Origin of the sequence: Saccharopolyspora mangrovi, assembly GCF_035320975.1 — a bacterium.
Lineage (GTDB): Bacteria > Actinomycetota > Actinomycetes > Mycobacteriales > Pseudonocardiaceae > Saccharopolyspora > Saccharopolyspora mangrovi.
Genome location: NZ_JAWLNX010000004.1, coordinates 183103 through 203876 on the forward strand (window position 1 = coordinate 183103; position 20774 = coordinate 203876).

Sequence of the window (20774 nt, forward strand, 5' to 3'; positions counted from 1 at the left end):
ACGATCGGAGACCGGAGTTGTCCGCTGATTTCTCGCTGTCCCGGAGGCTCTTCCTCGGTGGTGTGTCCGCTGCGGCGGCGATGAGTGCGTTCCCGCCGGCATCGCACGCCCAGAACCGGGCGGCCGGTGTGCCGCTGCGCTGGCTGAACGGGACTCCCGGTGCGAGCACCGGCACGGCGTTCGGCGTGCCGTGGCCGAAGGCCGCGCTGCCGAAGGACACCCCGCTGACCCTGGTCGCGGACGGGAACCCGGTTCCGGTGCAGAGCTGGCCGCTGGCCCACTGGCCGGACGGTTCGGTGAAGTGGAGCGGTCACGCCGTCTCGGGCCGGGTTTCGGGCTCGAACTTCGAACTCCGCCCGGGTTCGCCCGCCGCACCGGGCGTTCCGGTGACCGCGCGCCGCGAGGGCGGTGCGGTCGTGCTGAGCAACGGCACCGTCGAGGTGCACGTGGCGACCAGCGGTCCCGTGGTGCTGCCGCAGATTCGGCGCGGCGCGCGCAGCACGGCCACCGGCGGAACCCTGGTGCTGGAGCTGCAGGACAAGCCGGAGGACTCGGATTCGCCTGCGCACCAGCAGTTCTCCGGCGTCGTCGACGCGGTCGAGATCGAGCGGTCCGGGCCGGTGCGCGCCGTGGTCAAGGTGACCGGCACCTACCGCTCCGGAGGCCGCTCGATCCTGCCGTGGACGCTGCGCGTCTACCTCGGCGAGGGCGACGAGTCGTTGCGGCTGGTGCACAGCTTCGTGTGGGACGCCGACGAGAACCGCGACTTCGTGCGGGGCTTGGGCTTGCGCGTGTCGGTGGCGATGATCGACGAGCCGCACGACCGCCACCTGCGCTTCGGCACCACCGAGGGCGGGGTGTGGGGTGAGCCGGTGCGGGTGCTCACCGGGTTGCGCCGCGATCCGGGAGAGGCCGTTCGCAGGGCCCAGTTCGAGGGCACCGCCACGCCGCCGGTCGAGCAGTGGGACGAGCGCGTCCGCAACGGGTACCGGGAACTGGCGCTGTGGAACGACTTCACGCTGTTCCAGGAATCACCGCGCCACTTCGCGGTGTGGAAGCGCACGAGCTCCCGCGGCTCGTGGCTCAAGCACGCGGGTCGCGGTGAGCGCGCGGCGGGGTTCGGCTACGTGGGAGGCGCCAGCGGCGGGCTCGGGTTCGGGATGCGGGACTTCTGGCAGCGCTTCCCGCGCTCCTTCGACGTCCGCGGTGCGGCGGGGGAGACGGCCGAGGTGACGCTGTGGTCGTACGCGCCGCAGGCCGCTGCGATGGACATGCGCACCTACGACACCGAGGCGCACGGGCTCGGCCTGGCCTACGAGGACGTGCAGGAGGACTTCGGCAGCCCGCATGGAATGATGCGGTCGACCGAGATGACCCTCTGGGCGCTGGAGTCGACCCCGGACCGCGACGCGGTCGCGGCGCTGTCCCGGACGCAGACCGATCCGCCGCAGCTGGTCGCCGACCCCCGGACCTATCACGCGGCAGGGGTTTTCGGCCGCTGGAGCCTGCCGGACCGCAGCACCCCGGCGCGGTCGGCGCTGGAGGACTCCATCGAGCGCGACGTCGAGTTCTACGCCGGTCAGGTCGAGCAGCGCGAGTGGTACGGGTTCTGGCACCACGGCGACGTGATGCACACCTACGACCCGGATCGGCACGAATGGCGTTACGACGTTGGCGGTTACGCGTGGGACAACGCCGAGCTCGGCACCGACGCGATGCTCTGGTACGTCTTCCTGCGCACCGGGGACGCCCGCACGTTCCGGCTGGCGGAGGCCATGACCAGGCACGTCGCCGAGGTCGACACCCACCACGCGGGAAGGTTCGCCGGTCTGGGCTCGCGGCACGCGGTGGTGCACTGGGGCGACGGCGCGAAGGAGGCCCGCGTCGCCGAGGCCTACACGAAGCGCTTCGCCCACTACCTGACCGCCGATGAGCTCCTGGGCGACGTCCTGCGCTCGTCGCTGCAGGCCGACGAGACGCTGCGCGAGATCGACCCGCTGCGCGCCGTCCTGCCCCCGCAGACCGAGGCCCCGGCGAGGCTGCGCATCGGCCCGGACTGGTACGCGCTGGTCAGCAACTGGATGACGGAGTGGGAGCGCACCGGCGACACCCGCTGGCGGGACCGCATCGTCACCGGCATGCGCGACATCGCCACCTTCCCGGCGGGGTTGTTCACCGGCGAAGCAGGTGGCGCGGTCGGGTTCGACCCGGCCACCGGGCACCTCACGAACTTCAACCGGGGCGACTTCGAGGGCAGCCGCAACCTCGGCATGGCGTTCCTCGGCGAGCAGATCCTCTGGGAAGTCCTCGACCTCGTCGACGTCCCGGAGTTCCGCCAGACCTACCTGGACTTCGCCCGCTACGGCCAGGCCGTCCCGGAGGAGAAGATCGCCCGCTACGGCCGCGACTTCGACGCCGGTCTGTTCCCGACCATCTACTCCAGGGTCTCGGCCTGGGCAGGAGAACAGCTCGACGACCCCGCCCTGCGCCACCGGGGCTGGCAGGAATTCCGCACCGACCCCCAAGGCCAACCCTGGCCCACCCCGACCCAGGTCGACGGCCCAGCGGTCCCGGCCCCCGTCGAGGAAATCCCAGCCCCGTCGGTGGCCACCAACGACGCGGCCCAACGCATCCTGGCCACCATCACCCTCCTCGCCGTAGCCCCCAACGAGGCCCCGTGATCCCGGCTTCGGGTGCGCGTTTCAGCGGGGCGCGCACCCGAAAGCGCAGGGGATCGGAAGGCGGGTTGTTAGGCTCGAGCACATGCGTGGTGCTGGCGACGAACTGAGCATTCGCGAACGGATCGCCTTCTACCGCCGACGTCGCGAACTGTCCCAGTCCGTTCTGGCGGGACTGGTCGGAAGGTCCGAGGACTGGCTGAGCAAGGTCGAACGCGGCGAGCGCCAGGTCAACCGCGTTGACGTGCTGGTCGAATTGGCGCGTCAACTTCGAGTGACCCTGAACGATCTGCTCGGCGAGCCAGTGCTGTTCGAAGACGGGGACAGCAATGACGACGTTCCAGCCGTACGCGATGCATTGATGTCTCCGCACCGGCTGTCTCTCAGTCTCTTTCCCGGGAAGTCCCTCACCGAATCCGTTTCGGTGGATCTAGCTGCGAAGAGGACCGAGGCTGCGTGGAACCAGTACCAGAGCGGTCGCATCGGTCATGTGATCAGCGTGTTGCCTCGGCTTCTCGGACAGGCGCGGTTGCTCGAAGCGCAGGCGAGGAACACCTCGCCCGAAGGGCGGAGGTCCTGCGCAGTCTCCGCTCGGATACATCACCTGGCTGCCACGACCCTGAGCAAGCTAGGCGAGGCAGAGCTCGCCTGGATCGCGGCTGAGCGTGCAATGCACGCAGCGGAAGACTCGGAAGATCCGCTCTCGCGGGCGTCGGCAGCGAGAGCGGCCACGCATGCGCTTCTCGCGTTGGGGAAGTTCGATGAGGCGCTGCACATCGGTCAGGCCGCGGCTCGGAGACAGGACGGAGCGGTCACGGAGGAACTGCTGCAGCAAGCCGAGACAGCGGCGGCGGGCCTCGGCCAGGACGCGAACCACTGGCAAACCGGATTCGGCCCGACCAACGTCGAGTTGCACCGGCTGGCCGCGTGGCTCGAGCTCGGCGATCCGACACGAGTTGTCGACAGCGGTCGACGGGTGATCCTGAGGAACCTCCCCGTCGAACGGCAGGCGACGCACGCGATCGACATGGCCCGGTCTTTCAGCATGCTCGCCAGAGACGATGAAGCACTTGGAGTTCTGCTCAAGGCAGAGGCGGACGCGCCGGAATTGGTTCGACACTCGTCGACCGTGCGTGAGGTCGTTCGCACGCTGTACCGACGTTCTCGCGTCAGCAACGGGAAATCGTCACCGTTGATGGCGTTGGCCGAGCGTTGTCGGGCAGTGCGATGAATCTGGGAACGCTCGGCCTGATCGGCTCAGCTGCCGGAGGGGTGGAGAAGCTCAGAACGCGGCTGGTGGAGCCTGCCATGGACCGAGGATGGCGCGTTGCCGTCACGCTCACCCCCACTGCCGGGACCTGGTTGGACGCCACCGGAGAGAGGCAGCGGATCGAACAGGCCACAGGACTTCCGTGCCGGGTGAACCCCCGCATGCCCGGGGAAACGAGCCCGCACCCGCCGATCGACTGCTACCTGGTCTGCCCGGCTTCGGCGAACACCGTCGCGAAACTGGCCCTGGGGCTCTCCGACAACCAAGCGCTGACCACGGTCTGCGAAGCGATCGGCGCGCGACAGGTTCCAGTCGTGGCGTTCCCTCGGATCAACGCGGCACACACCCGTCAACCTGCGTGGAACGGCCACATCGAAGCGTTGCACCGAGCCGGTGTGCACTTGTTGATGGACGACGACTACTGGCCGCTTCACGAGCCCCGTACCGCGCCGGGGAAGGACCTTCCTTGGAAGAAGATCCTCGACGCGCTCGAGAACATTACGAAGTTCGGCTCATCCGAAAGTGTCTGATCGCCCCGGACAACCTGTCCGGGCACCGGGTTCGATCCCGCGATCTCCTGGCGACGTTGCGCATTCGGCGCACGCGTTGCCAGGAAGGACTCGGATCTTGCTGATTCTTGTGGTTGTTCAGTCGTGGGGACAGTCGCGATGAACGAGATGCAGACGGAGTGTCGGGAGGCAAGCAAGTGGGAGCGTCACTTCTCGCCTCTCCTGCGCGGGCGCGACGGGGCTCGGGGTTTTCCGAGGTCACCGCCAGGTGGTGATGGTTCTTCTGACCGGGGTGGCTTCGGTGGTGGCGAAGAGGTGGGGTTTTCGGGTGCGGAGGTCTTCGATGTCGGTGAAGACCGCGCGGAGGTGGGTGCGCATGGTGGTGCGGGCGCGCTGCAGGTCGTGGGCTCGGACCGCGTCGAGGATGTCGACGTGCTGGTCGGCGTAGACCTGGGGCGGGCTCGACTCCAGGCCCAGGCGTCGGGCGCGGTCGAGGTGGCCCTTGGCGGAGACGACCGTGGGCCAGGCGCGTTCGTGGCCGGACAGGCGCAGCAGGCCGCGGTGGAACTCCTCGTCGAGGGCGAAGAACTCCTCGACGTCGATCTCCGGTGATCTCTGGCGGGTGAGGTTGTCCTCCAGCTCGGCCAGCAGGTGCGGGTCGGGGTCGGCCGGAACGTCCTCCAGCGCGGTGAGCTCGACGGATTCGCGCAGGAACTGGGCGTCGGCGACCCGCTGCGGGTCCACGCGGGAGACGAACGAGCCGATCTGCGGGAACACCTGGACCAGGCCCTCCTCGGCGAGCAGGATCAGCCCCTCGCGGACCGGGGTGCGGCTCACGCCCAGTGCTGCGGCCAGGTCCTTCTCCGACAGCCCCTCGCCGGGTTTGAGCTCCAGGGTCAGCACCTTGCGCCGCAGCGTCTCGTAGATGACGCGGCGGTTGGAGCGCTTCGCGGACTCGGTCACGCCCGCAAGATTAGACCAGGGTTGACCCCACTGATCGGTCAGTGCTTGTATACCAGCACTGCCACTTCAGTAGGGCGGGCGTGGAGCAAAGGAGCGCACGATGACGGACAGCACCCAGACGGCGGGTGTCGTGAGACGGTCGACTCGCGAGCTGAGCAAAGCCGCCGTGTCGGGTTGGCTGGGCACCGCGATGGAGTTCATGGACTTCCAGCTGTACTCGCTGGCAGCCGCCATCGTGTTCAACAAGATCTTCTTCCCCGACGTCAGCCCCGCGATCGGCCTGATCGCGGCGATGGCCACCTACGGCGTCGGCTACGTCGCGCGGCTGGTCGGAGCCTTCTACTTCGGGCGGATGGGCGACCGGATCGGTCGCAAGAAGGTCCTGTTCCTGACCATCACGATCATGGGCGCGTCCACGACGCTGATCGGCGTCCTGCCGCCGTACCAGACGATCGGCATCGCGGCGCCGATCCTGCTGGTGGCGCTGCGGCTGGTCCAAGGCTTCGGCGCGGGCGCCGAGATCGCCGGGGCGACGGTGATGCTCGTGGAGTACGCGCCGGTCAAGCGGCGCGGGCTGATCTCCTCGCTGGTGTCGCTGGGCACCAACTCCGGCACCCTGGCCGCGTCCGGGTTGTGGGCGTTGCTGCTGCTGGTGCTGTCCGAGGAGCAGGTCATCGCCTGGGGCTGGCGGCTGCCGTTCCTGCTGAGCTTCGTGCTGCTGCTGTTCGGCGTGTGGATGCGCTCGAACCTCAAGGAGAGCCCGGTCTTCGAGGAGAGCAAGGACGTCGTCCCGGAGAAGAAGAGCGCCATCGAGACCGGTCTCAAGCAGCGCAAGGGGCGGGCGTTCCTGCTCTCGCTCGGACTGCGCTTCGGCCAGGCCGGCAACTCCGGTCTCGTGCAGACCTTCCTCGTCGGCTACATCGCCTCGTCGCTGGCGATCAACCGGTCGGTGCCCACGAACGCCATCGTCTACGGATCGCTGCTGGGCTTCGCCACGATTCCGCTGGTGGGGCTGCTCGGCGACCGCTTCGGGCGGCGGCCCGTCTACCTCGGGCTGAGCCTGCTGACCGCGATCATCGCGGTGCCGATGATGGCCACCATCGCCAGCGGGAACACGGTGCTGCTGACGATCGCGATGGTGCTGGGCCTCAACATCGGCGTGCTCGGCCTGTTCGCGGTGGAGAGCGTGACGATGGCCGAGCTGTTCGGCTCGCGCACCCGCTTCACGCAGCTGGCCGTCGCCAAGGAGATCGGCGGCACGCTGGCCACCGCGATCGGACCGGTCATGGCGGCGAGCCTGACGGCCTGGACCCAGCACTGGTGGCCGATCGCCGCGATGCTCATCGTCTACTCGCTGATCACGTTCGTCTCCACCTGGGTGGCGCCGGAGACGCGTGGCCGCGACCTCGTGGGACCGGAGGACGCCCTGTGAAAGCCGTTGTCGTGCACGGAACCCGCGACGTCCGCGTCGACGAGGTGCCGGACCCGGTGCCCGGTGCCGGTGAGGTGCTGCTGGCGCTGGAGTGGGGTGGGATCTGCGGATCCGACATCTCCTACTGGCGCCACGGCGGCACCGGCACGGCCGTGCTGCGCCACCCGATGGTCCTCGGCCACGAGGTCGCCGGACGCGTGGCAGGGCTCGGACCTGGGGTGTCGGGCGTGGAGATCGGGCAGCCGGTGACAGTGCACCCGGCCGAGCTGGTCGGCGAGCACGCGTACCCGGAGGGGCGCAGCAACCTGCACCCGCAAGTGCGCTACTTCGGATCGGCGGCGTTCGACCCGCACACCGACGGCGGGTTCAGCGAGTTCCGGGCGGTTCCGGTGGGGCAGTTGCGGGCTCTGCCGGACGGGGTGTCCACGCAGCAGGGCGCGCTGGCCGAGCCGCTCGGCGTCGCGCTGCACGCGGTCAACCGGGCCGGATCCCTGCGCGGCAGAACGGTTCTGGTCAACGGCGCCGGTCCGATCGGGGCGCTCGTGGTCGCCGCCGCGAAGTACCGGGGTGCCTCCGCGGTGATCGCCGCGGACCTCGCGGCCGCGTCGCTGGAGATCGCCGAGCGGATGGGTGCGGACGAAATCCGCGACCTGTCAACGCAATCGCTGCCGGAGGACGTCGACGTCTCGTTCGAGGCCTCCGGCGCGCCCGCCGCGATCGGTCCGGTCCTGCGCGCCACCGCGCGCGGCGGCGCGGTCGTCCAGGTCGGCAACCTGCCCGGTGACGCCGTCCCGGCGGCGCTCGGCGACCTGGTGACCCGCGAGATCACCTGGATCGGCTCCTACCGGTTCGCCGACGAGATCACCGACGCCCTCGACGCCCTCCGCGACGGCCTCGACGTCACCCCGCTCATCACCCACACCTACCCGCTCTCCGAAGCGGCGCAGGCCCTCGAAACCGCGGCCGACCGCACCACCGGCAGCAGCAAGGTCCTCCTCCGCCTCGACACGTGACCCACCCTTCCCGATCACTGCGGTCTTCGGGACCCCGATTACCGCCGTATTCGGGACCCGGATTACGCCGGTTTTCGGGACCCGGATTACTGCGGTTTTCAGGACCCGGATTACCGCCGTATTCGGGTTCCTGATTACGGCGGTAATCCGGGTGACTGATCGCGGCCGTTGCGGGGAGTGGTTGTGGGTGGTCAGGTCAGGGTGGTGGCGGCGAGGAGTTCGTCGAGGTCCACGTGGCGGGCCGTGTCGACGAAGGCCTTGGCGAGGATGGGTTCCGGGTCGCGGTCGTGCAGGACCAGACCGATGGTCTTGCTGATCTGCGGCTCCTCAAGGGGGACCGCGCGCATGCCTTCGGGGACGCCGAAGCGCAGCAGCCAGGAGTGGGGCAGGACCGTGGCCCACGGGCCCTCGCGGACGTGGGCGTAGAGGGCGCTGATGGAGTTCGTCTCCACCGCGGGCTGCGGCCGGGCCTGGGCCTGGTCGAACACCGAGTTGAGGATGCGACGGTTCTGCATGTCCTCCGAGAGCAGGCACAGCGGGTGCTCGGCGGCCTCCGCCCAGGTCGCCGAGTCGCGCTCGGCCAGCTCGTCCTCGGCGGCCAGCAGCAGGTAGCGCTCGCGGTACAGCGGCACCGTGCGGACCCCGGTGAGCGGCTCGTTGTCGATGTAGGTCACGCCGACGTCCAGCCCGTACTGCGACAGCCCCCGCTGGATCTCGATCGAGGTCATCGAGCTCACCTGCACCCGCACCCGGGGTTGGTCCTGGCACAGCAGCGAGGTCAGGATCGGCACCACGCACAGCGCCGTCGGGATGCACCCGATGCGCAGCCGGCCGCTGAGCCCTTCCCGCATCGCCCCGACGTCCTCGATCAGCGCGTCCCGCTCCGCGAGGATGCGGTAGGCCCACTTCAGGATCCGCTCGCCCTCCGGGGTGAACCCGATGAACCGGTTGCCCCGCTGGATGATCTGGACGTGCAGCTCGGCTTCGAGCTTGCGGATCGCCGCCGACATCGCCGGCTGCGAGATGTAGCAGGCCTCGGCGGCGCGAGCGAAGTGCTTCTCGCGCGCGAGGGTGGTGAGGTACTCCAGTTGCCGCAGCAGCATGCGGGGCATGCTAGACCCGCGTTCACCGGTGGATGCACGGCTCTTCTGCGTGGCGGTGGCTCGGCCGCCGCAGCGCGCGAGCTGGCCGGACTACCGCGAGGCTGAAGCGCGCCCGCGGCGCACCGGCCGCGCGGAATCGTGGAAGTCGATGGAGAAGATCGGAGTCCGCGAGCAGAACTGTTCGTTCGGAGAGTTCCCCTCTTCCTTCCGCTGCAAGAAGATCAGCGGAACGCGCGGTGATTGCTGCAAGTGGATGGAATTCCTTGATTCCCCGCGCAGCCGCCTCCTAGTGTGACGTGAGTCACCGCCGGGTGGTTGATGACGCATGTCCGAATTGCGACGAGGAGGTCGTGATGGCCGGCTTGGTCACGCCGTTGGAAATCGCGTCGAAGACGCCTGGCGCAGATGCACTGACCACCACGTCGAGGGACGTCGAGCGGGCGTGGGAGGCGTTCGCGACCGGCGACGAGGTCACCTCCGCCGTGCGGCCGGAGATCCTGGCGTCCTGGTACCGGTGCCGCGACAAGTACGAAGTCGACCCCGCGCTCGACGTCGCCCCGCCCGCTCCCGGCCACCACGACCAGGGTCTGGACAACGACGTCATCTTCACCAAGCTGGGCGGGCTCGGTGCGCTCGCCGGACAGGACGTGGAGCTCGACGGGGGAGTCGTGGCGGTCACCGACGGGGCCGGGCGCATCCTCGGCACCTGGGGCGACCCGTCGGCCCGCAGGCGGGCGGAGCTGTCGAACATGGCTCCCTGGTCGTCCTGGTCCGAGCAGTGCACCGGGACCAACGGGATGGGCACGTCCTTCGAGGTCACCGGCCCGGTGACGGTGACAGGGGCCGAGCACTGGTGCGAGGGCTTCCACCAGTGGGCGTGCGCGGGCATCGCCATCCGCGACGTGGTGACCGGATCGGCCATCGCCTCGATCAACATCTCCCGCTGGGGCGCCAGGCTCTCCGATCAGGTCCCGGTGTGGCTGCAGAAGGCGGCCGCCGGCATCGAGCAGGACATCCACCGCAGGGCCGTCGGCGAGGCCGAGCTCGTCGTCACCGCGTTCAAGCGCGAGCGCACCGACAGCAGCGGCCCACTGGTCGCCCTCGACCGGGGCGGCCAGATCATCGCCGCCAACGACGTCGCCCTGTCGATGCTGCGCCTCCCGGCCGATGCGCCGGCCTCGCGCGGCGCCCTCGAACCGGGCGAGCGGTCCAGCCCGGAGATCCCGGAACTGGCCGACGTGGTGCGCTGGGCGTCCGGACGCGCCACCCGGAACCCTCAGTGGAGCGGGTACGCGCAGCTGGCCGTCGCCGAGGGCGCGATGCCCGTGACGCTGCGGCCGATCACCGCCGCCAACCACGTCGTCGGCATGCTCTGCGCGTTCGGCCTGCAGGAAGGCGAACCCTACGGTCGCGCGGCCGAAGGCGCCGCCGTGCCCATGCCGCCCCGGATCATCGGCATCCGCAACGATCGACTCGTGCTGCTGGCGCCGTCGGAGATCCGCTACGCCGAAGCCGACCGCAACACCGTCTGGCTCAGCACCGATCGCGGCAGGATCCTCGCCGCCACCAGGGGTTTGGACCACGTCGAGGAGGACCTGGCGCGGCACGGCTTCCGGCGCGTGCACCGCCGCTTCCTGGTCAACCTCCGCCGGGTCGCCGAGCTCGAACGCGGCACCAAGGGCGAGCTCTTCCTCATCACCGATCCCCGGGTGCCCGAGCTGGTCCCGGTGAGTCGCAGGCACGCTCCCGAGATCCGCCGGCTCCTGGGCTTCTGACCCACCGTTCGTGGCCGCGTCGGTGCCGTTCGTGTGGACTTCGGCGCCGCCGGTGGGTGATCGGTTGTCATCTCCTCGACCGATCGCTGAGGCTGTGAACTGCTGGAACGCGGATCGAGGAGGAACTCATGACCTGGGAGACACCCGAGTACACGGTGATCGACGTCTGCGCCGAAGTCACCGGCTACCACCACCGGGACTGACGGCCGACCGTGCTGATCCACTGCCTCGGAGTCGCGGCAGGTGGCGGGTACCCGCAGTGGAACTGCGCCTGCGCCGGATGCCGCCAGGCCCGCACGGCGCCGCAGCGCGCCTCGGCGCACGCGGGCCTGGCCGTTTCCGGAACCGGTGAGCGCTGGTACCTGCTCAACGCCACGCCCGACGTGCACCACCAGATCGCTGCCGACCCCAGCCTGCACCCCGGTCCCGGGGCGCGGGAAACACCGGTGGCAGGCGTGCTGCTCACCGACGCCGAGTTCGACCACACCATCGGACTGCTGGTGCTGCGGGAGGGCTCGTCGCTCGACGTCCACGGCACCGCGCCGGTGCTGTCCGCGCTCACCGAGCACTTCCCGGTGCGCGACCTGATCGCCGACTACGCCGACGTGCGGTGGCGGACGGTGCACATCGGCAAGCCCATCGACCTCGACGAACGGCTGCAGGTGACGGCCTTCGCCACCGGCGGCAAACCGCCCCGCTACGTGGGTCGCGGCGCCGGGCCCGGCGACTGGGAGACCGGTTACCTGCTGCACGACCCGGTCAGCGGCGGCACCGCCGTCTACGCGCCGACCGTGCCCCGCTGGGACGAGCAGTTCGCCGCGCAGGTCGCCGACGTCGACTGCGCGTTCGTCGACGGCACCTTCTGGACCGACGACGAGATGGCCCGGCAGGGCACCGGTGATCGGCCCGGCAGGTCGATGGGGCACATGCCGATCAGCGGCCCGGACGGATCGGCGCGGCACCTCGCCGCACTGCCCGCCCGGCGCAAGATCTACGTCCACGTCAACAACACCAACCCCATCCTCGACGAAAACTCCGCCGAGCGAGGAGAACTCGCGGAGCTGGGCATCGAGGTGGGACGTGCCGGTCTGGAGGTCGAACTGTGAGGCCTTGGTCGTCGGAGGAGTTCCAGGCGGAGCTGCGGGCGGTCGGCGAAGCGCGCTACCACCACCTGCACCCGTTCAACGAGCGGATGCACGCGGGAGACCTCACCGAGGAGGAGTTCCGCGGCTGGGTGCGCAACCGCTTCTACTACCAGATCAACCTGCCGATCAAGGACGCGTTCATCCTCACCAAGCTGCCCAGCGGTGCCGAGCGGCGGAAGTGGATCAAGCGCATCACCGACCACGACGGCACCGCTGACACCGAAGGCGGCATCGAGCGCTGGGTGCGGCTCGGCGAAGCCGTCGGCCTGACCCGCGAGGAGCTCCACGACACCCGCACCGTGCTGCCCGGGGTGCGCTTCGCCGTCGACGCCTACGTCGACTTCTGCCGGCACAAGCCGTGGCTGGAGGCGGTGGCCTCGGCCATGACCGAGTTGTTCGCGCCCGACCTGCTCAGCCGCCGCATCGTCGACGTCCAGAAGCACTACCCGTGGCTGGACTCGCGCGGCCTGGAGTACTTCCGCACCCGGCTCACCCAGCAGCCCGCCGACATCGAGCACCTGCTCCGCCTGGTGCTCACCCATGCCCAGACCCGGGAGCAGCAGGAGGCGTGCGTGCGCGCGCTGGAGTTCAAGTGCGACGTGCTCTGGACCCTGCTTGACTCGGTGCAACTGGCCTACGGCAAGGAGCGGTGATGGACGCCGGGAGCAGACCTCGCCTGGTGCCCAAGGCGATGCTCAAGCGCGACAAGGTCCGCGACGCGGACCTGCTGCTCCTGCCGGAACGCGTCGTGAAGCTCAACACCTCCGGGGCGGCGATCTTGCGGCTGTGCGACGGGAGCCGGACCGTGCAGGAGCTCGTCGAGCGGCTGGAGGAGGAGTTCGGTGCCACCGGGCTCACCGACGACGTGCTGACGTTCCTGCGCGACGCGCAGGACCAAGGATGGGTGGTTGCCGGATGAACCCCGCGCCCTACGGACTGCTCGCAGAGCTCACCCACCGGTGTCCGCTGCACTGCCTGTACTGCTCGAACCCGCTGGAACTGCGCGCGCGGGAGCAGGAGATCGGCACCGCCGACTGGTCGCGGGTGATCCGCGAAGCCGCTGACCTCGGCGTGGTGCAGGTGCACTTCTCCGGCGGGGAACCGCTGGTGCGCGGCGACCTCGCCGAGCTCGTCGCCGAAGCGCGCGGCTGCGAGCTCTACACCAACCTGATCACCAGCGGGCTCGGGCTCACCGCCGAGCGGGCGGAGTCGCTGGTGGCGGCCGGGCTCAACAGCGTGCAGCTGAGCATCCAAGGCGATACCGCCGAAGCCAGCGAGCTGGTGGCCGACACCAAGCGGTTCGACAAGAAGCGCGAGGCCGCGCGGATCATCGTCGACTCCGGGCTGCCGCTGAACATGAACGTCGTGCTGCACCGGCTCAACCTCGACCGGCTCGACGCCATCATCGACGTCTGCGAGTCGTGGGGAGCCGAACGGCTGGAACTGGCCAACACCCAGTACTACGGCTGGGGACTGCTCAACCGGGACCTGCTGCTGCCCGGCCGCGAACAGCTCGCCGCAGCGGAGGAGGTCTACCACCGGCGCAAGGCGGAGCTGGCCGGGCGGATGGAACTGCTGTGGATCCTGCCGGACTACTACGAGCAGTTCCCGAAACCCTGCATGGGCGGCTGGGCGCGCACCGCGCTCACCGTCGCGCCCGACGGCGCGGTGTACCCGTGCCCGGTCGCCGCCGACATCGACACCCTCGACTTCCCGTCGGCACTGGAGCACCCGCTGGACTGGATCTGGGCGAAGTCGCCCGCGTTCGAAGCCTTCCGCGGCACCGACTGGATGCCCGACCCGTGCCGCAGCTGCTCCCGCAAGGAGATCGACTTCGGGGGCTGCCGCTGCCAGGCCTTCGCCCTGACCGGAGACGCCGCCCGCACCGACCCGGTCTGCACGTACTCGCCGGACCACCACCTGATCGAGGAAGCGGTGAGCCGGGCCAACACCATTCCGACCCCGACCGGTGCGCCGACGCCCACCTACCGACGCCCGAAGACCCCGGCGCGCTGACCGAGTCGCCGCGATCACGAAATCGGGTCGGTGAGGTCTGAAACCGACTGAGTCTCAGCCTTGTTCAGAATCTGAAGGGTGCAAGGGCCGGGGTCATGCCATGCGGCCTATGTCGACGTGGACCACCACTTCGTCGCCGTGCACCTCCACCCGGTGCGTCCGGAGGGGTTCGGTGGCCGGCGGGCACAGGGGTTCTCCGCTGCGGACGTCGAAGCGGGACATGTGCATCGGGCACTCCAGCGACGTGCCGTCGAAGTGACCGTCGCTGAGCGGCGTGTAGGCGTGCGAGCAGACGTCGTCGATCGCGTAGAGCCGTCCGCCGATGTTGAACACCACGACCGGGGGCAGGGTGCGCAGCCGTCGCACGGCGCCGGGCGGGAACTCGTGGAGCCCGCACACTCGGACTCGATGCGTGGCCGGGGGCATCGATCCCACTCCTCTTCACCGGAGCCCGCGGATGACGGTGCCGCGAGGCCCTCAGCGATCCGGGCGGATCGCCGGGAGCCTCGCGGCACACCGTGCGGTTCGCGTCACGTGGTGGGAGCGGCCGTCAGTCCTCGGAGCGGTGCAGGTAGCCGGTGACCTCCGCGCAGACGTCGATCACGGTGTATTCAGGGGTTTCCCAAGTCATCGCATCTCCTCAGGTTCGGTTGCCGGAGGTGTTCCGGTGGCGGGAGACGGGGTGGTGACAATTCCCGAATTCGCCGTTGGAATCGAAGTTAGGCGCACCCGGAATGGACCGGCAAGCCGACCGGGACGAGTGCGCGCCAACCCCGCACGAGCGGCACGCGCGGCACAACCAGCGGCGCGACCTCCGCGACGATCACGGCGTGGCGCGGATGGGTGAAAATGCTGGTAGCACCCGGTTTCGCTGCGTTGACCAGTTCCGGGGAGCCGACGTGAAAATCGTCCGAGAATGCCCCCTGTCCAGCGAAGATGCGTCCAATGCGGTGACGGGGAGTGCACATCGATACTCCGCGCTTATCGCTGCATAAACGAGCGTGCGTTGAAGTCTGCGCGACGCGGGGCGACGGTGGAGCCAATCTACAACGGAGTGGAGACGCAGATGACGATAGCGGAACGGGTGCGCGGGGTCGTCGAAGCGCACCGGGGCGAGCGCGGGGCCCTGCTGCCCATCCTGCACCACATCCAAGAGGAGTTCGGCTGGATCGATCCCCAGGTCGTTCCGGTTCTGGCCGACGAGCTCAACCTCTCGCGGGCCGACGTCCACGGGGTCATCTCCTTCTACACCGACTTCCGCTCCGAACCCGCGGGAGCCGCCACCGTCAAGATCTGCCGCGCCGAGGCCTGCCAGTCGGTCGGCGCCGAACGGCTGGTGGCCGACGCGGAGCAGGTCTTCGGCGTCAAGGTCGGCCAGACCACGCCGGACCGCTCGGTGACCCTCGACCAGGTGTTCTGCCTGGGCAACTGCGCGCTCGGCCCGTCCGCGCAGATCAACGGTCGGTTGCACGGCCGGGTCGATCGCAGCCGGCTGGTCGAGATCCTCGCGGAGGGCAACGCATGATCACCGTCTACGTGCCCCAGGACTCGGCAGCCGTCTCGGTCGGCGCCAACGAGGTCGCGGCTGCGCTGCACCGCGAGGCGGGCGAGCCGATCCGGCTGGTGCGCAACGGATCTCGCGGCATGCTGTGGCTCGAACCGCTGGTCGAGGTCGAGACCGAGCGCGGCCGCATCGGCTACGGCCCGGTGACCCCCGGCCGCGTGCCGGAGCTGCTCGAAGCCGGGATGCTGCACGGCGCCGAGCACGAGCTGCGCCAGGGCGTGGTCGACGAGCTGCCGTGGATGCGCGACCAGCAGCGGTTGTGCTTCTCCCGCGTCGGCATCACCGACCCGGTGTCCGCATCGGACTACGAGGCGCACGGCGGCCTGCGCGGCCTGCGCGCGGCGCTGGCCAAGACGCCCGCCGAGGTCGTCGAGGAGGTCACCTCCTCCGGCCTGCGCGGCCGCGGCGGCGCGGGGTTCCCCGCCGGGATCAAGTGGAACACCGTCCTCGAGGCCGACGGGCCCGCGAAGTTCGTGTGCTGCAACGCCGACGAAGGCGACTCCGGCACCTTCGCCGACCGGATGCTCATGGAGGGCGACCCGTTCTGCCTCATCGAGGGCATGACCATCGCCGCCCACGCCGTCGGCGCCACCGAGGGCTACATCTACGTCCGCTCCGAGTACCCCGACGCCGTGCGCACGCTGCGCCGCGCCATCGACGCCGCCTACGCGGCAGGCTGGCTCGGCACCGGGGTGCTCGGTTCGGACCAGGAGTTCGACCTGTTCGTCCGGGTGGGCGCCGGCGCCTACATCTGCGGCGAGGAGACCTCCATGCTGGAGAGCCTGGAGGGCAAGCGCGGCATGGTCCGCTCCAAACCGCCGATCCCGGCGATCACCGGTCTGTTCGGCAAGCCCACCGCGGTCAACAACGTGCTCACCCTGGCCAGCGTCCCGGCGATCCTCGCCGACGGCGGACAGGCCTACGCCGAGCTGGGCGTGGAGCGCTCGCGCGGCACGCAGGTCTTCCAGCTGGCCGGCAACGTCGCCCGCGGCGGCGTGTTCGAATCGGCCTTCGGCATCACCATCGACCAGCTGGTCAACGGCTACGGCGGCGGGACCAGGTCGGGGCGCCCGGTGCGCGCGGTGCAGATCGGCGGCCCGCTGGGCTCCTACGTGCCGCCCGAGCAGTTCGACCTGCCGATGGACTACGAGGCGCTGGCCGCAGCGCAGGCGATGCTCGGCCACGGCGGCATCACCGTCTTCGACGACACGGTCGACATGGCGGCGATGGCGCGCTTCGCGTTCGAGTTCTGCGCCGAGGAGTCCTGCGGCAAGTGCACCCCGTGCCGGGTCGGCGCGGTCCGCGGCGTCGAGGTCGTCGACCGCATCGTCGGAGATCAGGACCGCGACGGCAACCTCGCGGTCCTCAACGACCTGTGCGAGCTGATGACCGACGGCTCGCTGTGCGCGATGGGCGGCCTCACCCCGAACCCGGTGCGCAGCGCGTTGGCGCACTTCCCCGAGGACTTCACGAAGGAGGCGAAGTAGGCGATGGGTCTGTTGAAGGAACCCGACTTCGGCACCCCGGCCAGAGCGGGGGAGGCCACCGTCACCGTCGAGATCGACGGCGTGCCGGTCACGGTGCCCGAGGGCACCTCGGTGATGCGCGCCGCCGCCGAGCGCGGCACCGACATCCCCAAGCTGTGCGCGACCGACAGCCTGGAGGCGTTCGGCTCGTGCCGGCTGTGCCTGGTGGAGATCGACGGCCGCAAGGGCACGCCGGCCTCGTGCACCACGCCGGTGGCCGAGGGCATGAAGGTCAGCACCCAGACGCCGAGGCTGGAGAAGCTGCGCCAGGGCGTCATGGAGCTCTACATCTCCGACCACCCGCTGGACTGCCTGACCTGCGCGGCCAACGGTGACTGCGAGCTGCAGGACATGTCCGGCGTGGTCGGGTTGCGCCAGGTCCGCTACGGCTACGAGGGCGCCAACCACCTCGACGCGCCCAAGGACACCAGCAACCCCTACTTCGACTTCGACGCCTCCAAGTGCATCGTGTGCTCCCGCTGCGTGCGCGCCTGCGACGAGGTGCAGGGCACCTTCGCGCTGACCATCGAGGGCCGCGGCTTCGACTCCAAGGTCGTCGCGGGCGCGGGTGATCCGTTCCTGGAGTCCGACTGCGTGTCCTGCGGCGCGTGCGTGCAGGCGTGCCCGACGGCCACGCTGCAGGAGAAGTCGGTGGTCGACCTCGGCATGCCGACCCGGTCGGTGCTGACCACCTGCGCCTACTGCGGGGTGGGCTGCTCGTTCAAGGCTGAGTTGCGCGGCGACGAGCTGGTGCGGATGGTGCCGTACAAGGACGGCGGCGCCAACGAGGGCCACTCCTGCGTCAAGGGCCGCTTCGCCTTCGGCTACGCCACCCACCCGGACCGGCAGCTCAAGCCGATGGTCCGGGAGCGCATCACCGACGAGTGGCGCGAAACCGACTGGGACACCGCGATCTCCCACATCGCCGAGAAGTTCCGCGACATCCAGGCGCGGCACGGTACCCACACCATCGGCGGCATCACCTCCTCGCGCTGCACCAACGAGGAGGTCTACGTGGTGCAGAAGATGGTGCGCGCGGCGTTCGGCAACAACAACGTCGACACCTGCGCGCGCGTCTGCCACTCGCCGACCGGCTACGGGCTCAAGCAGACCTTCGGGACCTCGGCGGGCACGCAGGACTTCCGGTCGGTGGCCGCCTCGGACGTGATCGTGGTGATCGGCGCGAACCCGACCGACGGGCACCCGGTGTTCGCCTCCCGGATGAAGCGCAGGCTGCGGGAGGGCGCGAAGCTGATCGTCATCGACCCGCGCCGGATCGACCTGGTGCGCAGCCCGCACGTCGAGGCCGCCCACCACCTGCAGCTCGCGCCGGGCACCAACGTGGCGATGGTCAACGCGCTGTCGCACGTGGTGGTCACCGAGGGGCTGGCCGACGAGTCGTTCGTGTCCTCGCGCTGCGAGGGCTTCGACGACTGGGCGGAGTTCATCGCGCGGCCGGAGAACAGCCCCGAGGCCGTCGAGTCGATCACCGGTGTGCCCGCCGAGCAGGTCCGCGAGGCCGCGCGGCTCTACGCCACCGGTGGCAACGGCGCGATCTACTACGGGCTGGGCGTCACCGAGCACAGCCAGGGCTCCACGATGGTGATGGGCATGGCCAACCTCGCGATGGTCACCGGCAACATCGGTCGTGACGGCGTGGGCGTGAACCCGTTGCGCGGGCAGAACAACGTGCAGGGCTCCTGCGACATGGGCTCGTTCCCGCACGAGCTGTCCGGTTACCGGCACGTCGCCGACGACGCGGTGCGCGAGGTGTTCGAGAAGCTCTGGGAGCGCCCGATCCTGGCCGAGCCGGGGCTGCGGATCCCGAACATGTTCGACGCCGCCGTCGACGGCACCTTCCGCGGCCTGTTCGTGCAGGGCGAGGACATCGCCCAGTCCGACCCCAACACCCAGCACGTCCAGGCCGCGCTGTCGGCGATGGAGCTCGTGGTGGTGCAGGACCTGTTCCTCAACGAGACCAGCAAGTTCGCGCACGTGTTCCTGCCGGGCACCTCGTTCCTGGAGAAGGACGGCACGTTCACCAACGCCGAGCGGCGCATCAACCGGGTCCGCCCGGTGATGGTCCCCCAGTGCGGCAAGGACGAGTGGCAGGTGGCCTGCGAGATCGCCCAGGCCATGGGCTACGACATGCACTACGACCACCCGCGCGAGATCATGGACGAGATCGCCTCGGTGACACCGACTTTCGCGGGCGTGTCGTTCGCCAAGCTCGACGAGCTGGGCAGCGTCCAGTGGCCGTGCAACGACAAGGCTCCCGAGGGCACGCCGATCATGCACGCCGAGGAGTTCGTGCGCGGCAAGGGCAAGTTCGTGCTCACCCCGTTCGTGGCCACCCGCGAGCGCAGCACCCGCAGGTACCCGCTGGTGCTGACCACGGGCCGCATCCTGTCGCAGTACAACGTCGGCGCGCAGACCCGGCGCACCGCCAACGTCGCCTGGCACCCGGAGGACGTGCTGGAGATCCACCCGCACGACGCCGAGGACCGCGGCATCTCCTCGGGTGATGTGGTCAACCTGTCCAGCCGGGTGGGCACCACGTCGCTGCGCGCGAAGATCTCCGACCGGATGCCGGTGGGCGTGGTGTACACGACCTTCCACCACCCGGTGACCGGGGCCAACGTGGTGACCACGGAGAACTCCGACTGGGCCACCAACTGCCCGGAGTACAAGGTCACCGCGGTCCAGGTGGCCCGCGAGACGAGCTCGGAGAAGGCCGACGCGGAGCAGCGGGAGGCGGTGTTGAGCGAGTCATGAGCACCGAGGTCTCGCCGCAGGTGCGGATGGCCAACGACATCGCCATCCAGTTCGCCCACCTCCCGTCGCGGCAAGCCGCGAGGGAGGTGGCCAACCACATCAAGATGTTCTGGGACCCGAGGATGCGCGCCGAGCTCGACCACCTCGCCGACTCCCCGCCCCAGGACCTCGACCCCCTGGCGCTGGCAGCGGCCCGCCTCCTCCGCAACACCAACACCACGACCTGAGCTGCCTCTCCTCCGGTGGGGCGCGTGGAACCCTGATTACCGCCGTAATCCGGTACCCGATTACGCCGGTACTCGGGGTTCATCGCAGGGCCTAGTCCCCTGGTGCTGGTAGCGGCCCGTCTCCTCCGCGACGCCAACGCCGTGTCCTGAGCTGTCTCTCCCTCTGCGGGGTGGGTGGGACCCTGATTACCGGCGTAATCCGGTGCCCGATTACGGCGGTAATCGGGGCTCATCGAACGTGGGGGCGATCGTGGGGGCGTGGGTTTGCTCGTGGGGGAGCGCGGGTAGGTCTCGGTCGTCCGAGACGTCCGTGACGGGAGGGACGCCATGCCGCAGAGCGCGTGGAACTCCAAGGAGGAGCGGCAGTACGAGCACATCAAGCAGGGCACCAAGAAGCGCGGTTCCAGCGAGGGCCGGGCTGAGGAGATCGCCGCCCGGACGGTGAACAAGGACCGGGCGCAGAAGGGCACCGCGTCGCAGCGCAGCAAGGTCTCCACCCAGGACATCCCGCCGCAGCGCCGCGGTGGCAAGCGCTCCGGGAACCGCCAGGGGCCCGGTGGCCGAACCAAGCAGCAGCTCTACGAGGACGCCAAGCGGCAGGGGATCGAAGGTCGCTCGAAGATGACCAAGGAGGAGCTGCAGAAGGCGCTCGCCCGGAGGTGAGGCGGGCGCCCGAGGCGTTTTCGTTCGGAAAGTAGAAGGGGTTCTCCGCATTCGTCGCGGAACCGCAGCGGAACCGGCCACGTCGGACCGGTGTGCAGGCGGCGACTCAGCGCAA

General features: G+C 69.6%; 21 protein-coding genes. 17 read left to right on the forward strand and 4 right to left on the reverse strand.

All coding sequences use genetic code 11. The features are described 5' to 3' along the window. Positions 1–17: 17 nt before the first annotated feature. From R4I43_RS07585 to R4I43_RS07595, 3 genes are all read left to right on the forward strand, one after another. Positions 18–2681 carry an exo-rhamnogalacturonan lyase family protein gene (locus R4I43_RS07585; protein WP_324264818.1) on the forward strand — a complete coding sequence of 888 codons (2664 nt, stop codon included), beginning with the start codon at positions 18–20 and terminating at the stop codon, positions 2679–2681. Between the two features lie 82 nt (positions 2682–2763). After that, the gene (locus tag R4I43_RS07590) at positions 2764–3909 is read left to right on the forward strand and encodes a helix-turn-helix domain-containing protein (RefSeq protein ID WP_324264819.1); all 1146 of its coding nucleotides are present in this window, start codon (positions 2764–2766) and stop codon (positions 3907–3909) included. Further along, positions 3906–4478, forward strand: a complete 573-nt coding sequence (locus R4I43_RS07595; protein WP_324264820.1) for a flavoprotein — start codon at positions 3906–3908, stop codon at positions 4476–4478. Before R4I43_RS07590 ends, R4I43_RS07595 begins: the two co-directional genes overlap by 4 nt. Before the next feature lie 237 nt (positions 4479–4715). Here R4I43_RS07595 and R4I43_RS07600 read toward each other — a convergent pair whose 3' ends face one another. Next, a complete protein-coding gene (locus R4I43_RS07600) occupies positions 4716–5420 on the reverse strand; it encodes a GntR family transcriptional regulator (RefSeq protein ID WP_324264821.1) in 705 nt (234 codons plus the stop codon). Positions 5421–5520: 100 nt separating this feature from the next. Here R4I43_RS07600 and R4I43_RS07605 point away from each other — a divergent pair, with 100 nt between their 5' ends. Both R4I43_RS07605 and R4I43_RS07610 read left to right on the forward strand, forming a co-directional pair. Beyond that, a complete protein-coding gene (locus R4I43_RS07605) occupies positions 5521–6852 on the forward strand; it encodes an MFS transporter (protein WP_324264822.1) in 1332 nt (443 codons plus the stop codon). Continuing rightward, complete coding sequence (locus R4I43_RS07610; RefSeq protein WP_324264823.1) at positions 6849–7865, forward strand: L-idonate 5-dehydrogenase; 1017 nt, start codon at positions 6849–6851, stop codon at positions 7863–7865. Before R4I43_RS07605 ends, R4I43_RS07610 begins: the two co-directional genes overlap by 4 nt. A 191-nt stretch (positions 7866–8056) precedes the next feature. On the opposite strand, the gene R4I43_RS07615 is transcribed toward R4I43_RS07610, so the two are convergent. Next, complete coding sequence (locus tag R4I43_RS07615) at positions 8057–8968, reverse strand: LysR family transcriptional regulator (RefSeq protein WP_324264824.1); 912 nt, start codon at positions 8966–8968, stop codon at positions 8057–8059. Between the two features lie 7 nt (positions 8969–8975). Here R4I43_RS07615 and R4I43_RS07620 point away from each other — a divergent pair, with 7 nt between their 5' ends. From R4I43_RS07620 to pqqE, 7 genes are all read left to right on the forward strand, one after another. Beyond that, positions 8976–9263 (forward strand): hypothetical protein, encoded by a 288-nt coding sequence (locus R4I43_RS07620; RefSeq protein ID WP_324264825.1) that lies wholly within the window; start codon positions 8976–8978, stop codon positions 9261–9263. A 58-nt stretch (positions 9264–9321) separates the two neighbouring features. Continuing rightward, on the forward strand, positions 9322–10743 hold the full coding sequence (locus tag R4I43_RS07625; RefSeq protein WP_324264826.1) for a DNA-binding protein: 1422 nt from the start codon (positions 9322–9324) through the stop codon (positions 10741–10743). Between the two features lie 128 nt (positions 10744–10871). Continuing rightward, complete coding sequence (gene pqqA / locus R4I43_RS34280; RefSeq protein WP_407691217.1) at positions 10872–10946, forward strand: pyrroloquinoline quinone precursor peptide PqqA; 75 nt, start codon at positions 10872–10874, stop codon at positions 10944–10946. 9 nt (positions 10947–10955) lie between these two features. Next, the gene (pqqB, locus tag R4I43_RS07630) at positions 10956–11849 is read left to right on the forward strand and encodes a pyrroloquinoline quinone biosynthesis protein PqqB (RefSeq protein WP_324264827.1); all 894 of its coding nucleotides are present in this window, start codon (positions 10956–10958) and stop codon (positions 11847–11849) included. Further along, positions 11846–12541: a pyrroloquinoline-quinone synthase PqqC gene (pqqC, locus tag R4I43_RS07635; RefSeq protein WP_324264828.1), complete on the forward strand. Its 696-nt coding sequence runs from the start codon at positions 11846–11848 to the stop codon at positions 12539–12541. Before pqqB ends, pqqC begins: the two co-directional genes overlap by 4 nt. Next, positions 12541–12807, forward strand: a complete 267-nt coding sequence (gene pqqD, locus R4I43_RS07640; protein WP_324264829.1) for a pyrroloquinoline quinone biosynthesis peptide chaperone PqqD — start codon at positions 12541–12543, stop codon at positions 12805–12807. Before pqqC ends, pqqD begins: the two co-directional genes overlap by 1 nt. Next, on the forward strand, positions 12804–13904 hold the full coding sequence (gene pqqE, locus R4I43_RS07645; RefSeq protein WP_324264830.1) for a pyrroloquinoline quinone biosynthesis protein PqqE: 1101 nt from the start codon (positions 12804–12806) through the stop codon (positions 13902–13904). The genes pqqD and pqqE overlap by 4 nt, the downstream gene beginning before the upstream one ends. Positions 13905–13997: 93 nt before the next feature. On the opposite strand, the gene R4I43_RS07650 is transcribed toward pqqE, so the two are convergent. Together R4I43_RS07650 and pqqA (R4I43_RS34285) are read right to left on the reverse strand one after the other, a co-directional pair. Continuing rightward, positions 13998–14330, reverse strand: a complete 333-nt coding sequence (locus R4I43_RS07650; RefSeq protein ID WP_324264831.1) for a bifunctional 3-phenylpropionate/cinnamic acid dioxygenase ferredoxin subunit — start codon at positions 14328–14330, stop codon at positions 13998–14000. A 124-nt stretch (positions 14331–14454) separates the two neighbouring features. After that, positions 14455–14535, reverse strand: coding sequence for a pyrroloquinoline quinone precursor peptide PqqA (gene pqqA / locus R4I43_RS34285; protein ID WP_125089744.1), 81 nt, complete (start codon positions 14533–14535; stop codon positions 14455–14457). A gap of 435 nt (positions 14536–14970) precedes the next feature. Here pqqA (R4I43_RS34285) and R4I43_RS07655 point away from each other — a divergent pair, with 435 nt between their 5' ends. From R4I43_RS07655 to R4I43_RS07675, 5 genes are all read left to right on the forward strand, one after another. Further along, on the forward strand, positions 14971–15429 hold the full coding sequence (locus R4I43_RS07655) for an NAD(P)H-dependent oxidoreductase subunit E (RefSeq protein WP_324264832.1): 459 nt from the start codon (positions 14971–14973) through the stop codon (positions 15427–15429). Next, positions 15426–16955: a formate dehydrogenase beta subunit gene (locus tag R4I43_RS07660; RefSeq protein ID WP_324264833.1), complete on the forward strand. Its 1530-nt coding sequence runs from the start codon at positions 15426–15428 to the stop codon at positions 16953–16955. The genes R4I43_RS07655 and R4I43_RS07660 overlap by 4 nt, the downstream gene beginning before the upstream one ends. 3 nt (positions 16956–16958) lie before the next feature. Beyond that, a complete protein-coding gene (fdhF, locus tag R4I43_RS07665) occupies positions 16959–19769 on the forward strand; it encodes a formate dehydrogenase subunit alpha (protein WP_324264834.1) in 2811 nt (936 codons plus the stop codon). Next, positions 19766–19996, forward strand: a complete 231-nt coding sequence (locus R4I43_RS07670) for a formate dehydrogenase subunit delta (RefSeq protein WP_324264835.1) — start codon at positions 19766–19768, stop codon at positions 19994–19996. The genes fdhF and R4I43_RS07670 overlap by 4 nt, the downstream gene beginning before the upstream one ends. Before the next feature lie 327 nt (positions 19997–20323). Further along, positions 20324–20659, forward strand: coding sequence for a plasmid stabilization protein (locus R4I43_RS07675; protein WP_324264836.1), 336 nt, complete (start codon positions 20324–20326; stop codon positions 20657–20659). Positions 20660–20774 lie beyond the last annotated feature (115 nt).

What these genes read in the sequence shown, in the direction of transcription:
- R4I43_RS07590 (WP_324264819.1), top strand. Translation starts at nt 2,764, where the DNA reads ATGCGTGGTGCTGGCGACGAACTGAGCATTCGCGAACGGATCGCCTTC.
- R4I43_RS07595 (WP_324264820.1), top strand. Translation starts at nt 3,906, where the DNA reads ATGAATCTGGGAACGCTCGGCCTGATCGGCTCAGCTGCCGGAGGGGTG.
- R4I43_RS07605 (WP_324264822.1), top strand. Translation starts at nt 5,521, where the DNA reads ATGACGGACAGCACCCAGACGGCGGGTGTCGTGAGACGGTCGACTCGC.
- R4I43_RS07615 (WP_324264824.1), bottom strand. Translation starts at nt 8,968, where the DNA reads ATGCTGCTGCGGCAACTGGAGTACCTCACCACCCTCGCGCGCGAGAAG.
- R4I43_RS07620 (WP_324264825.1), top strand. Translation starts at nt 8,976, where the DNA reads ATGCTAGACCCGCGTTCACCGGTGGATGCACGGCTCTTCTGCGTGGCG.
- R4I43_RS07625 (WP_324264826.1), top strand. Translation starts at nt 9,322, where the DNA reads ATGGCCGGCTTGGTCACGCCGTTGGAAATCGCGTCGAAGACGCCTGGC.
- pqqD (WP_324264829.1), top strand. Translation starts at nt 12,541, where the DNA reads ATGGACGCCGGGAGCAGACCTCGCCTGGTGCCCAAGGCGATGCTCAAG.
- pqqE (WP_324264830.1), top strand. Translation starts at nt 12,804, where the DNA reads ATGAACCCCGCGCCCTACGGACTGCTCGCAGAGCTCACCCACCGGTGT.
- R4I43_RS07650 (WP_324264831.1), bottom strand. Translation starts at nt 14,330, where the DNA reads ATGCCCCCGGCCACGCATCGAGTCCGAGTGTGCGGGCTCCACGAGTTC.
- pqqA (WP_125089744.1), bottom strand. Translation starts at nt 14,535, where the DNA reads ATGACTTGGGAAACCCCTGAATACACCGTGATCGACGTCTGCGCGGAG.
- R4I43_RS07655 (WP_324264832.1), top strand. Translation starts at nt 14,971, where the DNA reads ATGACGATAGCGGAACGGGTGCGCGGGGTCGTCGAAGCGCACCGGGGC.
- R4I43_RS07660 (WP_324264833.1), top strand. Translation starts at nt 15,426, where the DNA reads ATGATCACCGTCTACGTGCCCCAGGACTCGGCAGCCGTCTCGGTCGGC.
- fdhF (WP_324264834.1), top strand. Translation starts at nt 16,959, where the DNA reads ATGGGTCTGTTGAAGGAACCCGACTTCGGCACCCCGGCCAGAGCGGGG.
- R4I43_RS07670 (WP_324264835.1), top strand. Translation starts at nt 19,766, where the DNA reads ATGAGCACCGAGGTCTCGCCGCAGGTGCGGATGGCCAACGACATCGCC.
- R4I43_RS07675 (WP_324264836.1), top strand. Translation starts at nt 20,324, where the DNA reads ATGCCGCAGAGCGCGTGGAACTCCAAGGAGGAGCGGCAGTACGAGCAC.